General features: G+C 72.9%; 13 protein-coding genes. 7 read left to right on the forward strand and 6 right to left on the reverse strand.

Features of this window, described 5'->3' with window-relative positions; all coding sequences use genetic code 11:
- Window positions 1-164: 164 nt before the first annotated feature.
- Window positions 165-557 carry an ankyrin repeat domain-containing protein gene (locus tag ACH4UK_RS23705; protein WP_398359300.1) on the reverse strand — a complete coding sequence of 131 codons (393 nt, stop codon included), beginning with the start codon at window positions 555-557 and terminating at the stop codon, window positions 165-167.
- Window positions 558-885: 328 nt separating this feature from the next.
- On the opposite strand from ACH4UK_RS23705, the gene ACH4UK_RS23710 reads away from it, so the two are divergent.
- Together ACH4UK_RS23710 and ACH4UK_RS23715 are read left to right on the forward strand one after the other, a co-directional pair.
- Complete coding sequence (locus ACH4UK_RS23710) at window positions 886-1,080, forward strand: hypothetical protein (RefSeq protein WP_398359302.1); 195 nt, start codon at window positions 886-888, stop codon at window positions 1,078-1,080.
- 37 nt (window positions 1,081-1,117) lie between these two features.
- Window positions 1,118-2,800, forward strand: a complete 1,683-nt coding sequence (locus ACH4UK_RS23715; protein WP_398359304.1) for a hypothetical protein — start codon at window positions 1,118-1,120, stop codon at window positions 2,798-2,800.
- Between the two features lie 83 nt (window positions 2,801-2,883).
- Here the strand turns inward: ACH4UK_RS23715 and ACH4UK_RS23720 are convergent, their stop codons facing one another.
- Window positions 2,884-4,383: a PLP-dependent aminotransferase family protein gene (locus tag ACH4UK_RS23720; protein WP_398359306.1), complete on the reverse strand. Its 1,500-nt coding sequence runs from the start codon at window positions 4,381-4,383 to the stop codon at window positions 2,884-2,886.
- A gap of 103 nt (window positions 4,384-4,486) precedes the next feature.
- Here ACH4UK_RS23720 and ACH4UK_RS23725 point away from each other — a divergent pair, with 103 nt between their 5' ends.
- The 4 genes from ACH4UK_RS23725 (at window position 4,487) to ACH4UK_RS23740 (ending at window position 8,024) form a co-directional block, all read left to right on the forward strand.
- Window positions 4,487-5,206 carry a YitT family protein gene (locus tag ACH4UK_RS23725; protein WP_398359307.1) on the forward strand — a complete coding sequence of 240 codons (720 nt, stop codon included), beginning with the start codon at window positions 4,487-4,489 and terminating at the stop codon, window positions 5,204-5,206.
- A complete protein-coding gene (locus ACH4UK_RS23730) occupies window positions 5,203-5,964 on the forward strand; it encodes a glycerophosphodiester phosphodiesterase (protein WP_398359309.1) in 762 nt (253 codons plus the stop codon). The genes ACH4UK_RS23725 and ACH4UK_RS23730 overlap by 4 nt, the downstream gene beginning before the upstream one ends.
- A 46-nt stretch (window positions 5,965-6,010) precedes the next feature.
- Window positions 6,011-7,384: an MFS transporter gene (locus tag ACH4UK_RS23735; protein ID WP_398359311.1), complete on the forward strand. Its 1,374-nt coding sequence runs from the start codon at window positions 6,011-6,013 to the stop codon at window positions 7,382-7,384.
- A 265-nt stretch (window positions 7,385-7,649) separates the two neighbouring features.
- Window positions 7,650-8,024: an RNA polymerase-binding protein RbpA gene (locus tag ACH4UK_RS23740; RefSeq protein WP_398359313.1), complete on the forward strand. Its 375-nt coding sequence runs from the start codon at window positions 7,650-7,652 to the stop codon at window positions 8,022-8,024.
- Window positions 8,025-8,162: 138 nt separating this feature from the next.
- Here ACH4UK_RS23740 and fxsA read toward each other — a convergent pair whose 3' ends face one another.
- From fxsA to ACH4UK_RS23760, 4 genes are all read right to left on the reverse strand, one after another.
- A complete protein-coding gene (gene fxsA, locus ACH4UK_RS23745; RefSeq protein ID WP_398359315.1) occupies window positions 8,163-8,771 on the reverse strand; it encodes an FxsA family membrane protein in 609 nt (202 codons plus the stop codon).
- Between the two features lie 85 nt (window positions 8,772-8,856).
- The gene (locus tag ACH4UK_RS23750; protein WP_398359316.1) at window positions 8,857-9,624 is read right to left on the reverse strand and encodes a polyprenol monophosphomannose synthase; all 768 of its coding nucleotides are present in this window, start codon (window positions 9,622-9,624) and stop codon (window positions 8,857-8,859) included.
- Between the two features lie 564 nt (window positions 9,625-10,188).
- On the reverse strand, window positions 10,189-11,835 hold the full coding sequence (locus ACH4UK_RS23755; RefSeq protein WP_398359318.1) for an amidohydrolase: 1,647 nt from the start codon (window positions 11,833-11,835) through the stop codon (window positions 10,189-10,191).
- A 71-nt stretch (window positions 11,836-11,906) separates the two neighbouring features.
- The gene (locus ACH4UK_RS23760; protein WP_096632408.1) at window positions 11,907-12,347 is read right to left on the reverse strand and encodes an Lrp/AsnC family transcriptional regulator; all 441 of its coding nucleotides are present in this window, start codon (window positions 12,345-12,347) and stop codon (window positions 11,907-11,909) included.
- 202 nt (window positions 12,348-12,549) lie between these two features.
- On the opposite strand from ACH4UK_RS23760, the gene ACH4UK_RS23765 reads away from it, so the two are divergent.
- Complete coding sequence (locus ACH4UK_RS23765; protein ID WP_398359320.1) at window positions 12,550-12,945, forward strand: hypothetical protein; 396 nt, start codon at window positions 12,550-12,552, stop codon at window positions 12,943-12,945.
- The last annotated feature ends 327 nt before the right edge of the window (window positions 12,946-13,272 follow it).

A 13,272-nucleotide genomic window follows, 5' to 3' on the forward strand; every position in this document is an offset into this window, starting at 1 on the left:
TCTTTCGCCTGGTGTAGAGCATCTTCCTCTGCCTCTCGTCGGTGGCCCTGAGCGGGCCCGCGACGTCATGATGACCCAGCCATTTCGCCACCGCGACCACATTTACGACGGACCGGTCAGCGGAGCCCACGGCGGACGCTCTCATGGTCGCGTCCGCCGGCGTCTCACCGGGCACCGAAGCGTTCCAGCAGGTCGGACTTGCCGAACATCCGGGCCGTGTCCAGCGCGGACGGCGTTCCGGCGGCCGGGTCGGCGCCGCCGGCGAGCAGGGCGTCGACGACGGCGTCCTCGCCCTTGAAGACGGCTCCGGCCAGCGGGGTCTGGCCCCGGTCGTTGGCCCGGTCCGGGTCGGCCTCGCGGGCGACGAGGGCGGCGACCGTCCCGGCGTGCCCGTGGTAGGCGGCGAGCATCAGCAGCGTGTCGCCCCGGTCGTTGGTGAGGTTGGCGGGGACTCCGGCGTCGACGTACGCGGTGAGCGCCTCGGTCTCGCCGGTGCGGGCCAGGTCGAAGACCTTGGTCGCCAGCTCGACCACCTCGGGATCGGGGGTTTCGCTCATCGGACGGACCGCCTTCCTTGACTGCTGCCGCGGCGGTCAGCGCCGCGGTTGACCTGGTGGGGAGTACGGCACGGGGCCGTACGAGTGAATCGACAGGGTACTGCTCCCGGGCCGACATGACCCGGTCCGGATGCGGCAAGGGATGACCACGGCTGTTCCCTGCCCGGCACGGACGAGGTAATGCCGCTCCCCGGGGGCCGACTTCTGTGGGCCAGTCAAGTGAAAGCGCGGGATATTCACTCGATTGCACCTTTTGTCGTATAGATACTTCCCGTGATCCTGGAAGGACTCATGGTGACTGTCCCCTTCAACCAGGAGAGAACCGCTCATGATCCTTTCCATCTCGGGCGTGGTACTGCTCGCCATCATCGTCTTCCTGTTCTTCAAGAAGGACGGGCTCAAGGCATCCCACGCCATCATCTGCGCCCTGTTCGGCTTCTATCTGGCCGGCACCGCCATCGCGCCGAGCATCACGGCCGGCGGGGCGAGCCTCGCCGGCCTGCTGGGCGGGATCAAGTTCTGACGCTCCGCAACCGCTCCCACCCCTTCAGGAGACCGACGTGGCCCGGCGACCACTCCCCCGCATTCTGAGCAGCGGCAGCGCTTCGATCACTCGCAGCAGAGAGATCGCGCGCACGGCCGCCGACAGTGCCACCGATGTCCTCCATCCGCTGATCACGGTGATCCGCGGTCTGCGCCTGCTGGCCGTGTCAGGCCGCCAGAAGTGGGTCGCGACCCCCAAGGAACGGCGTGGTCCCAAGCTGTTCCTCGCCGCGGCCTGCGTGCTCGTGGTGGCGCTCGTCCCCTACGGGCCGATCCTGGCCCTGATCACGGTGATGGGCGCTGCCGCCTGGAAGGGGCGGGAGCGGACCCCGGTGCGGACCGGGCCCGACGAGTCGGAGACCGCACGCCTGCGGTCGCTGTACGAGGCGCTCGTGCCGTACTTCTCGACGGCCGACGACCCCGATCCGCTGTTCGCCCACGGCGGCGACTGGGAGAAGGCCTTCGACGGGTACGCCTTCGACGGCGGGCGGCTCACCCGCCTGCAGATCTCCTACCCCGCGTACTTCACGGACGGCGAGGCCGCCGCCCGGTCCCGGATCGAGCAGCTGCTCCACACCAAGTCCGGTCGGGGCCGCGAGTACCACTTCGGCTGGGACGAGGAGGCCAACCGCCTCGTCATGACCGTGCTGGACGCGCTCCCCACGACGATCGCCGCCCAGCGCTTCGTCGCCGCCCCCGGCGAGACGGTCCTCGGCTTCACCGACCCGGACGCCGTCTCGCGCACCGTCCCCGTGCGCGACGGCGACACGACGATCGACGCCTCGCCCGTCGTCTGGCGGACCGGCGGCCGCTCCACCGAACCGCACCTGCTGGCCGTCGGGCAGCCCGGCGGCGGCACCACGACCCTGGTCCGCTCGATCGCCCTCCAGGCCCTCCGGGACGGCGACGTCATCATCGTCGACGGCGGCGGGACCGGTGAGTACGGCGCCCTCTCCGGGCGTCCCGGCGTCCTCGCCGTGGAGTCCGGGCTCGGCGGGGCACTGGCCACGCTGGAGTGGGCGGCGCACGAGACGGAGCGGCGTCTGATCACCGCCAACCTGGCCCGCCAGACCGGCCGCCCGGCGCCGGAGGACATCCGCCGCCCGCTGTGGATCCTGCTGGACCGCCCCGGCGTCCTCGGCCATCTCGCGGCGGCCGACGGCAGGCCCGACCCTCAGGAGCTGCTCCGGATCCCGCTGCGGCACGGCCGGGCGGCCCAGGTCACCGTCGTCCTGGCCGAGCAGTTCGACGCGCTGGACACCCTCACGGAGACCGTGCGGACCCACACGCGCGCCCGCGCCGTCCTCGGACCGGCCTCCCGCGAGCAGATCGAAGCCGTGCTCGGCGCCGAACCGCACACCACGCCGCCGCCCGAGGTGCCCGCGGGCCGCGGCTACGTACGTCTGGGCGCGGGCCCGGTCCTGCGGCTCCAGGTGCCGGCCACCCCGGATCCGTACGACGACGCCACCAGCGACGCGCACCGGCAGGCGGTGCTCGACCTGCTGCCCGACCGGCCCGCCCCGATGGAGGCCGCGCCCGTCAGGGAGAGCGCCGACGAGGGTCCGGCGACGGAACAGGTCCCCGTGGCGGTGGAGGCCGGGGCCCGTCCGGTCGAGGCGGTTCCGGTCGAGGCGGTGGTAGCCGAGGCCCGCCCCGCCGAGCCGCTGGCGGAGGCGCAGCCGGCGGGCGCGGAGAGCTGAGCACGCGGACACAGCACCGCGGGCGGGAAGCGGACCGGCGAAGGTCCGCTTCCCGCCCGCGGGCGTTTCGGCGGAGGGGGCCCTCAGGCCACGAAGCTGCGCGGGGCGTCGGCCCCGACGCCCGCTCCGGAGCGCACCAGGTCCACCGCCGCCGCCAGACGCAGGGCCGCCTCGTCGGCGACCGGCCCGCTCACCGTGAACGGCAGCCGTACGTATCCCTCGAAGGCCCCGTCGACCCCGAAGCGGGGGCCCGACGGCACCCGGACGCCGACGCGTTCGCCCGCCACGGCCAGCCGCGAACCGGAGAGGCCGCCGGTGCGCACCCACAGCGTCAGCCCGCCGCGCGGCACGGCGAACTCCCAGTCCGGCAGCTCCCGGCGCACCGCCGCGACCAGGGCGTCCCGGTTCTCGCGCGCCTGGCTCCGCCGGACCTCGACGGCCTGCTCCCAGCCGCCCGTGCCCATGAGCCAGTTGATGGCGAGCTGTTCCAGGACGGGGGTGCCCATGTCGGCGTAGGCGCGGGCGGCGACCAGGCTGCGGATGACGTCGGGGGCGGCCCGCACCCAGCCGATCCGCATCCCGGCCCAGAAGGCCTTGCTGGCCGAGCCGACGGTCAGGACCGTGCTGCCGGCCGGGTCGAAGGCGCAGACCCGGCGCGGCATGTCGATGCCGGCGTCCAGGCGGAGTTCGTTCATCGTCTCGTCGACGACCAGGACCGTTCCGGCGGACCGGGCCGCCTCCACCAGGTCCCGGCGCTGCTGTTCGTCGGCGAGCGCGCCGGTGGGGTTGTGGAAGTCGGCCACCACGTAGGCGAGCCGGGGTGCGGCGTCGCGCAGCACCTGGCGCCAGCGGTTCATGTCCCAGCCGCCGAGCCCCTCCTCCATCGCGACGGGGACCAGCCGGGCGCCCGTCTCGCGCATCAGCTGGAGGATGTTGGCGTACGAAGGGGACTCGACCGCGATGCGTTCGCCGCGGCCCGCGAAGAGGTGGCAGATCGCGTCGATCGCGCCCATCGCGCCGGTGGTGACCATGACCTGTTCGGGCATGGTCGGGATGCCGAGCGCGGTGTAGCGGTCGGCGATCATCCGGCGCAGCGCGGGCAGTCCGGCCGGGTAGTCGCCGTGGGTATGGGCGTACGGCGGCAGCTCCTCCAGCGCTCCCTGGACGGCCCGGGTCAGCCAGGGCTCGGGCGCGGGCAGCGCCGCGCAGCCCAGGTCGATCATCGAGCCGAGCGACTCCGGCGGCAGCGGTTCGAGGCCGCGGGCGGGCAGCGGGTTGCCGGCCGGGACGGCGGTCCAGCTTCCCGCACCGCGCCGCGACTCCAGGAATCCCTCGGCGCGCAGCGCCTCGTAGGCGGCGGCGACGGTGGTCCGGCTGACGGACAGGGCCAGGGCCAGCTCGCGTTCGGCGGGGAGCCGGGCGGCGACCGGGACCCGGCCCTCCAGGACGAGCAGCCGTACGCCGTCGGCGAGCGCGCGGTAGGCGGGCGGTTTGCGGCCGCCGGGTCCGGTGGGCCGGGCCTGCTGCGACTGGAGCTGCCGGGCGAACTGGGCTGCTCCCACCGTCGATGTCCACTGCGCCATCGAAAATCAGTCCACCTTCATCACATTGGCCATGGTTGGCAGCCGATCCCCTGCCACAGGGTGACATGAAGCAGTCCACTATCACTAGCCCAGGGGGCACGACGTGGCCAGGACCACCGGCCGGAGCACCACCCATCTCACCCGGCGGCTGGTCCAGCTGTACGTCGGCCTGACGCTGTACGGGGCCAGCTCGGCGCTCCTGGTGCGGGCCGAGTTGGGCCTGGAGCCGTGGGGCGTGCTGCATCAGGGCCTCGCCGAGCGGACCGGGATCTCGATCGGCGTCGTGTCGATCATCATCGGCGCGGTGGTGCTGCTGCTGTGGATCCCGCTGCGCCAGCGGCCGGGGCTCGGCACGGTCTCGAACGTCTTCGTGGTCGGGCTGGCGATGGACGGGACGCTCGCCGTGGTCGGCGACCTGGAGGGCCTCGGCTGGCGCGTCCCCGTGATGGTCCTGGGCATCGTCCTCAACGGGGTGGCGACCGGGCTCTACATCGCGGCCCGGTTCGGGCCGGGGCCGCGCGACGGCCTGATGACCGGGCTGAACCACCTCACCGGTCGCTCGATCCGACTGGTCCGCACGGCGATCGAGGTGGCGGTCGTCGCGACCGGCTTCCTGCTGGGGGGCTCGCTGGGGGCCGGGACGGTGCTGTACGCGCTGGCCATCGGCCCACTGGCCCAGTTCTTCCTGCGGATGTTCGCACTGCCCGCGCCCGCCGGCCCCGAGGTCACGCCCGCTTCCGGGGGGCCGTCCACCCCCGCGCCGCCCACCGGTTCCGGGCCCGTTGCCGACCCGGCATCCGGGCAGGCCATACTGCCGCAGTGAAACCGAGCCACCCCTATCTGGACCACCCGACGCCGATCGCCTTCGCCCATCGCGGCGGGGCGGCGGACGGTGTGGAGAACACCGCTGCCGCCTTCCGCCGGGCGTCCGAGGCGGGCTACCGCTATTTCGAGACCGATGTGCACACCACGGCGGACGGCCGGCTGGTCGCCTTCCACGACGCGACCCTGGACCGGGTCACCGACGCCCGGGGCCGGATCTCCGAACTGCCCTGGAGCGCGGTGCGCCGGGCCCGGGTCGGGGGCAGCCAACCGCTCCCGCTCTTCGAGGACCTGCTGGAGGAGTTCCCCCGGGCCCGCTGGAACGTGGACCTCAAGGCCGAGTCGGCGCTGGAGCCGCTGCTCGGCCTGATCCGCCGCACCGACGCCTGGGACCGGGTCTGCGTCGGCTCGTTCTCGGAGGCCCGGGTGGCCCGCGCGCACCGCCTGGCCGGGCCGCGGCTGGCCACGTCGTACGGCGTGCGCGGCGTCCTCGGTCTGTGCCTGCGCTCGTACGGGATCCCGGCGGCGCTGCGCGCGGGCGCGGTCTGCGCCCAGGTCCCGGAGCGGCAGGGCGGCATACCGGTGGTGGACGCCCGCTTCGTCCGCGCCGCGCACGCGCTCGGGCTCCAGGTGCACGTCTGGACGGTGAACGAACCGGAGCGGATGGCGGCGCTCCTGGACCTCGGCGTGGATGGCATCATGACCGATCACATCGAGACGCTGCGTACGGTGCTGAGCGAGCGGGGGGCCTGGTCCTGACGCCCGGTCCGTCCGCGTCCACAGGGGACGACCGAGGGGACGCGGCATGAGCACCGGGACCGCAGGGAAGGCCGATCCGTCCGGACCGCCGCCGGGCGACGGGACGGCGGCCGCCCGCAGACGGGAGCGGCACGGCTGGTATTTCTACGACTTCGCCTGCTCCGTCTACTCCACCAGCGTGCTGACCGTCTTCCTCGGTCCGTATCTGACGTCGATCGCCGAGGCGGCGGCCGGTCCCGACGGTTTCGTGCACCCCCTGGGCATACCCGTGCGCGCGGGCTCGCTGTTCGCGTACTCCGTCTCGGCGTCCATCGTGGTGGCCGTGGTCCTGATGCCGATCGTGGGCGCGGCCGCGGACCGTACGGGGCGCAAGAAGCCGCTGCTGGCGGCGGCCGCCTACACGGGGGCCGCGGCGACGGCCGGGATGTTCTTCCTGGACGGTCACCGTTATCTGCTGGGCGCGTTCCTGCTGATCGTGGCCAACGCCTCGATCTCGGTGTCGATGGTCCTGTACAACGCCTACCTGCCGCAGGTCGCCGAACCGGAGGAGCGCGACGCGGTCTCCTCGCGCGGCTGGGCCTTCGGCTACGCCTCGGGCGCCCTGGTCCTGGTCCTCAACCTGATCCTCTACACCGGCCACGAGTCCTTCGGGCTCGCGGAGTCCGACGCGGTGCGGATCTGTCTCGCCTCGGCCGGGGTGTGGTGGGGCGCGTTCACCCTCGTACCGCTGCGCCGGCTGCGCGACCGCCGGGTGCCGCCGGGCGGCGAGGGAGCGGTCGGATCCGGGTGGAAGCAGCTGAGGGCCACGCTGCGCGACATGCGCCGCCATCCGCTGACGCTCTCCTTCCTGCTCGCCTATCTCGTCTACAACGACGGGATCCAGACGGTGATCTCGCAGGCCTCGCTGTACGGCTCCGAGGAGCTGGGCCTGAATCAGACGACGCTGATCGTCGCCGTACTGCTGGTGCAGGTCCTGGCGGTGGCGGGGGCGCTCGGCATGGGGCGGCTCGCCCGGACGCACGGCGCCAAGCGCACGATTCTGGGGTCGCTGGTCATCTGGACCGTGATCCTGGTCGCCGCGTACCTGCTGCCCGCCGGCTCGCCGGTGTTCTTCTTCGTTCTGGCGTCGGCGATCGGCCTGGTGCTGGGCGGCAGCCAGGCCCTCTCGCGGTCGCTGTTCTCGCATCTGGTGCCGCGCGGCAAGGAGGCGGAGTACTTCTCCGCGTACGAGATGAGCGACCGCGGACTGAGCTGGCTGGGGCCCCTGGTGTTCGGTCTGGCGTACCAGATGACCGGCAGCTACCGGCAGGCGATCATCTCGTTGATCGTGTTCTTCGTCCTCGGCGCGGTGCTGCTCGCGCGGGTCCCGGTGAGGCGGGCGGTCGTGGCCGCGGGCAACCCGGTGCCGGAACGGATTTAGACGTTGAAGTCAAAGGCCGGTAGTATACGTCTTTGGCCTGCCCGGAGGACCGTTACTGCGAGTGGAAGCGGTTCAACCGTTGGGTGACAACATCCACCAGAGGTGACAAACCGGGCATGGACGGGTATCCAACCCAGATAAAGCAGCGGCACGACGGGCGACGCATGACCGGCAACGGGAATCTTTGCCGCCGACCGGACGTTGACCGGATGACGACGACAGCGACATTTTGTCCTGTGGGCGACAAGCCCGGGAGGCACGATTCATGAGTGAGCGAGCTCTCCGCGGCACGCGACTTGTGGTTACCAGCTACGAGACGGACCGCGGCATCGATCTGGCCCCGCGCCAGGCGGTGGAGTACGCATGCCAGAACGGACATCGATTCGAGATGCCGTTCTCGGTAGAGGCGGACATTCCGCCGGAGTGGGAGTGCAAGGCGTGCGGCGCCCAGGCACTCCTGGTGAACGGGGACGGCCCCGAAGAGAAGAAGGGCAAGCCGGCGCGCACGCACTGGGACATGCTCATGGAGCGGCGCACCCGCGAGGAGCTGGAGGAGGTGCTGGCCGAGAGGCTGGCGGTTCTGCGCTCCGGAGCCATGAACATCGCCGTGCACCCGCGGGACAGCAGGAAGTCTGCCTGACCGCGGAGCACCGCACCCAGCGCGACAACAGCACAGCACAAGAGCCGCGGGCCGTGACACAGAACATGTGTCACGGCCCGCGGCTCTTGGCATGCCTCCGATGACAGCGCTCCCGGCCGGGGCCGGGAGCCCGGTCCGTCAGGGCGTGAGGGGCGGGCGGGGGCCCCGGGGGTCGTCGTCGGGCCCGGAGGGCGCCTGGGAGCCGTCCTCGCGGATGACCTCGCCCGGGACGACCTTCCCGTCCGGCCGGTGCATCCTGGCCTGCTGGAAAGCGTCCGAGAGGCTGCCCGGCGACGCGGCCCGCATCCGGCGCTCCAGCGAGCGCTCCGCGGAGCGGCTGATCATGGTGCGCACCGGCGGCACCAGCAGGATCAGTCCGGCCGCGTCCGAGATCAGGCCGGGGATCAGAAGCAGCAGACCGCCCAGCATCAGCAGCCCGTTGCCCCGGGTGCCCTTGCCGCCCGCGGGGGCGGCCGGCGGGGTGACGGGGGCGCCGGGCTGCCCCGGCATCTGCTGGAGGGTCTCGGTCAGGTTCTTGAAGGCGCGTCGGCCGGCGCGCTTGATGACCACGGCGCCGAGCGCGGCTCCGGCCACCAGGATCAGCAGGAGGACGAGGCCGCCCACGGCCGAGGCGACCAGGGTCAGGAGCCAGATCTCCAGGACCAGCCAGGCGGCCAGGGCCAGCGGCAGGAATCTACGGGCGCGCGAGCGCCGGGGACGGGTCGGGGGCGGAGTGCCGGTCGTCATGCCCCCAGTGTGCCCGTACCGGCGTGCAAGCGGCGTAAGGGGGTGATCATGAAGCCCGGCCCCCGCCGCCCTCGTGGAGCGGCTGTCAGAGGGGCTTGCGGCCCAGGACCTTGTTCGCGCGGGAGGTGATGCCCCAGCCGGTGACCCGCCAGAGCGCCTCGACGAGGATGTCCCGGCTCATCTTCGAGTCGCCGATCTCCCGGTCGACGAAGGTGATGGGGACCTCGACCACGTGGTAGCCCGCCTCGACCGCCCGGCGGGCGAGATCCACCTGGAAGCAGTAGCCCTGCGAGGCGACCTCGCTCAGCCCGAGGCCGTCCAGGGTCTCGGTGCGGAAGGCGCGGTAGCCGCCGGTGACGTCCCGGACGGAGAGACCGAGGGCGAGCCGGGAGTAGAGGCTGCCGCCGCGCGAGATCACCTCACGGCTCTTGGGCCAGTTGACCACCCGGCCGCCGGGCACCCAGCGGGATCCGAGGACCAGGTCGGCGCCCTTGAGCGCGGTGAGCAGCCGGGGCAGCTCCTCGGGCTGGTGGGAGCCGTCGGCGTCCATCTCGACGAGCACGCCGTAGCCGTGCTCGGAGCCCCAGGCGAAGCCCGCGAGATAGGCGGCGCCGAGCCCTTCCTTGCCCTTGCGGTGCAGGACGTGCACCTGGCCGTCGGCCGCCGCGATCTCGTCGGCCGCCTTGCCGGTGCCGTCGGGGCTGTTGTCGTCGGCCACCAGGATGTCGGCATCCGGGACGGCGGCGCGCACCCGGTCGACGATCGGCCCGATGTTCTCGACCTCGTTGTAGGTCGGAATGATCACCAGGACCTTGCCGAGCGGGCCGAACTGCCTCTGACCGCCGTCGTTCACTACTGCCCCTTAAAGTCCGTACACAGGGGGACACCATATCCAGCACACTGCCGCCGGACTCCGACGCGGTCGCGCGGGCGTGTGGCGCGGTGCGGACAGATCCGTGGAACTACGGACAGAACACGGGTCCGCGGCACGGCGGCAGGACGACGGAGGAACTGCGGATCGGGGCCCGGCGCCCTTCGGGCCGACCTGGGACCCGCTGGCTGCGGGTCGACCGAAAGCCGTTGTCTACTGAACGTCCGGGCCCCACCCGGGTCCCACCCTCCGTCCGGCTGAACCCTTCCCTCGCCCCCGAGGCGCGGGCGCTGAACCTGGCTGTCAGCGGTGGTGCGCCGGTGCGGCACACCACCTCATGACCCAGCGGCGTTCGACGACTGCGTGGAGGTTTAACCGGTCGGACGTCCTGTGGTGGACCCGGCCGAACCTACCGGCCGGTGGGCGCGTTCTGTCAACACCCGTGCGACCTGCGACTTTTTCCGATATTGCCTGGTCAGTGCCGAAGGGGCGCAGGTCGCGGACCAGCCGTCAGGCCATCGATCGGCGGTACGAAATGGCTCGACGTCACTCGTTCGGTCGTACGTAGACAGTTTGTCCGAAGACCACGGTCCGCAGACAGACGGGAAGGTCGGCCCCGGGCGTCAGATCCGGCAGGCCGGGGGTGCCGGAGCGGGGGTCGGTGGACCACCGGGCGACCCGGTCGTCGGGGGCCTGGACCAGGAGTTCGGCGGTCCGCCAGACGGCGTAGTCGGCCGGGGCGCCGGGCACCAGGAGGCCCGCGTCGTCGCGGCCGATGGCGCGCCAGCCGCCCCGGGTGTGGGCGGTGAATCCGGCGCGGACCGAGACGCGGTGCTCCGGGGTGCGGTGGTGGGCGGCGGCCCGGACGGTGCCCCAGGGGTCGAGCGGGGTGACCGGGCTGTCGGAGCCGAAGGCGAGCGGCACTCCGGCCCGCAGCAGCGCCGCGTACGGGTTGAGGGTGGCGGCCCGTTCCGCGCCCAGGCGCTGGGCGTACATGCCGTCCGGGCCGCCCCAGGCGGCGTCGAAGGCGGGCTGCACGGAGGCGGTGAGGCCCAGTTCGGCGAAGGCGGCGACGGTCTCGGGGGTGAGCATCTCGGCGTGTTCGACGCGGTGCCGGGCGGCCCGGATCCGGTCGAGGCCCAGCGTCCCGGCGGCGGTCCTGATCCCGTCGACGACGGCGGTGACCGCGGCGTCGCCGATGGCGTGGAAGCCCGCCTGGAGGCCCGCCTCGGTGCAGGCGGTGACATGGGCGGCGATCCGGGCGGCGTCCAGGTGGGCGGTGCCGCTGCTGGGGTCGTCCGCGTAGGGCTGGTGCAGGCAGGCGGTGTGCGAGCCGAGGGAGCCGTCGACGAACAGGTCGCCGGCCGCGCCGATCGCGCCGAGTTCGCGGATGCGCCGGGCGGCCTTCTCGTCGGCGACCTCCTCGGCCCAGAGGCCGAAGACGCGCGGTCCCGGCCGTTCGGCGGCGAGGGCGAGGAGCGAGGTGAAGTCCTCCTCGTCGGAGATCTCGGGGCCCCCGCACTCGTGCACGCTGCCGATGCCCAGGGAGGCGGCGTGGTCGAGGGCGGCGCGCTGGGCATCGGCCCGCTGGGCGGACGGGAGCGCGCCGTGGGCGGCGGCCCGCACCGCGTGGTGGGCGTCGCCGGTCAGCGGCGTGTCCGGGTGGTATCCGGCCATCGCGGTGACGCCGGGGACGAGGTCCAGCAGGGCCGTCGTGACGATCGCGGAGTGCACGTCGATCCGCGGCAGGTAGAGGGCCCGGCCGCCGGCCGCCTCGTCCAGCTCGGCGCGCGAGGGATGGCGCTGCTCGGGCCAGCGGGCGGCGTCCCAGCCGTGTCCGAGCAGGACGTCCCCGGCGGCCCGTGCGTTCGCGAACGCACGGACGAGGTCGAGGGCCTCGGCCAGCGTGTGGGCGCCCCGGAGGTCGAGCCCGGTCAGGGCCAGGCCGGTGGCGGTGGTGTGCACATGGGCGTCGGTGAACGCCGGGGTGACCAGGGCGCCTTCGAGGTCGACCACCTCGTCGACGCCGCTCGCGAAGGCGTCGGCGGCCCCCTCGGACCCCACCCAGGCGACATGCCCGCGTTCGACGACCATCGCGGTGGCGAACGGATCGGCGGGGCTGTGGACGTCGCCGCCGCGCAACAGCACGGTGCGGTGTTCGGGGGCGCTCTGGGGGGCGGTGCTCTGGCTCATGGGTCCAGTCTCGCGCCTGCCGGACGCCGCCCGGCCCCCGGCCCCCCGCGCGGCGCGCATGGCCCCGTCCCTCAGATGCTCGGGGGCCGGGCCTCGTACGGAGTGGACAGCACGACGGTCGTCCGGGTGGACACGCCGGCGAGCGAGCGGATCCGGGTGAGCAGGTGTTCCAGCTCCAGCGGAGTCGCCACGCGCACCTTGAGGATGTAGTTCTCGTCCCCGGCGACGCTGTGGCAGGCCTCCAGTTCGGGCACTCCGGCGAGCCGTTCGGCGATGTCGTCGGGCGCGCTCGGGTCGAACGGTTTCACCGAGATGAACGCGGTGAGGGGCAGTCCGACGGCCTCGGGGTCGACGACCGCCGCATAGCCGCGGATCACCCCGCGCTGCTCCAGCCTGCGGACGCGCTGATGAACCGCCGAGGTGGACAGGCCCGTGGCCTTGCCCAGGTCGGTGTAGCTCATCCGCCCGTCCTTGACGAGCAACTCAACGATCTGACGGTCCAGCTCCTCCATGCGGATCAACCTATGGCCCCGGGCGGCCAACGGCACAGTCGCGAAGGTCACGGAACGGCACCTGCGGGCGGCATGTGACGAATGCCACAGGTTTACGGGTCGGTAGCGGGCCGCCTCGCGGTTACCGGCCACGCGTGCCGGGAAGTGCTTGCTGTGGTCGAGGGCGTGTCGCCTGGTCGGCCCACCCGAGGGGGGAATTTCCATGCAGAGCCTGAAGCTCACCGGACGTACCGAGCCGGAGCCCGTCGATCCGGACGAGGACGGCGCCGACGCGTACGACATGTTCGAGATGGTCCGGGTGATCTGCCCGGACTGCGCCCAGCCCATCGCGCTGCTGGCCGACGAGGACGTCCTGCCGGAGCACGCCCGGTGCCCCACCCCGTGGAATCCCTTCGTCCTCACCGTCTGCGCCGGAACCGGTCGCGGCGCCACGGACGCCCGGCCCGCGGACGAGACGCTGGAGCTCCAGGAGCAGGAGGCGGGGCTGCTGCTGACGCTCCCCCAGGAGCTCGACTGGCGGATGCAGCCGTTCTCGCACGCCGGAGGACCCGGCTCCCGTCCGCTGCGCGTGCAGCGGATGCGGCACGAGGCCGCCTGACCCGTACGCCGTACGCCCTGCCCAGCACCACGACGGCCCGGCCGCCGTGGTGCCGCGGCGCCGCTTCTCGCGGTCGCCGGCCCGGGGCGCGAGCCCCCGCGAACGAGCGCACGAATCGGCGGGACAGTGACCCGGGCCCGCCCTGCCGCGTTGGCCCGGTATGACCACGCTGCATTCAACAGTCGGGTCGGGTCGCCGCCGGCTCGCCGCACCCGCCCCCGAAGAATCGGTTCCGCGGCCGGGTACGCACGCCCCGCAGCCGGGCGGTCCGGCCGACCATCGGGCGGCGGCGCCCCGGCCGGTGTCCGGCGACCGTCCCGCCCCGGA

The organism is Streptomyces sp. NPDC020884, from assembly GCF_044333935.1.
GTDB lineage: Bacteria > Actinomycetota > Actinomycetes > Streptomycetales > Streptomycetaceae > Streptomyces.

Excerpts from the sequence above, each read along its gene's own strand:
- ACH4UK_RS23705 (WP_398359300.1), bottom strand. The coding sequence starts at position 557 with ATGAGCGAAACCCCCGATCCCGAGGTGGTCGAGCTGGCGACCAAGGTC.
- ACH4UK_RS23755 (WP_398359318.1), bottom strand. The coding sequence starts at position 11,835 with ATGAGCCAGAGCACCGCCCCCCAGAGCGCCCCCGAACACCGCACCGTG.
- ACH4UK_RS23720 (WP_398359306.1), bottom strand. The coding sequence starts at position 4,383 with ATGGCGCAGTGGACATCGACGGTGGGAGCAGCCCAGTTCGCCCGGCAG.
- ACH4UK_RS23740 (WP_398359313.1), top strand. The coding sequence starts at position 7,650 with ATGAGTGAGCGAGCTCTCCGCGGCACGCGACTTGTGGTTACCAGCTAC.
- ACH4UK_RS23735 (WP_398359311.1), top strand. The coding sequence starts at position 6,011 with ATGAGCACCGGGACCGCAGGGAAGGCCGATCCGTCCGGACCGCCGCCG.
- fxsA (WP_398359315.1), bottom strand. The coding sequence starts at position 8,771 with ATGACGACCGGCACTCCGCCCCCGACCCGTCCCCGGCGCTCGCGCGCC.
- ACH4UK_RS23765 (WP_398359320.1), top strand. The coding sequence starts at position 12,550 with ATGCAGAGCCTGAAGCTCACCGGACGTACCGAGCCGGAGCCCGTCGAT.
- ACH4UK_RS23710 (WP_398359302.1), top strand. The coding sequence starts at position 886 with ATGATCCTTTCCATCTCGGGCGTGGTACTGCTCGCCATCATCGTCTTC.
- ACH4UK_RS23760 (WP_096632408.1), bottom strand. The coding sequence starts at position 12,347 with ATGGAGGAGCTGGACCGTCAGATCGTTGAGTTGCTCGTCAAGGACGGG.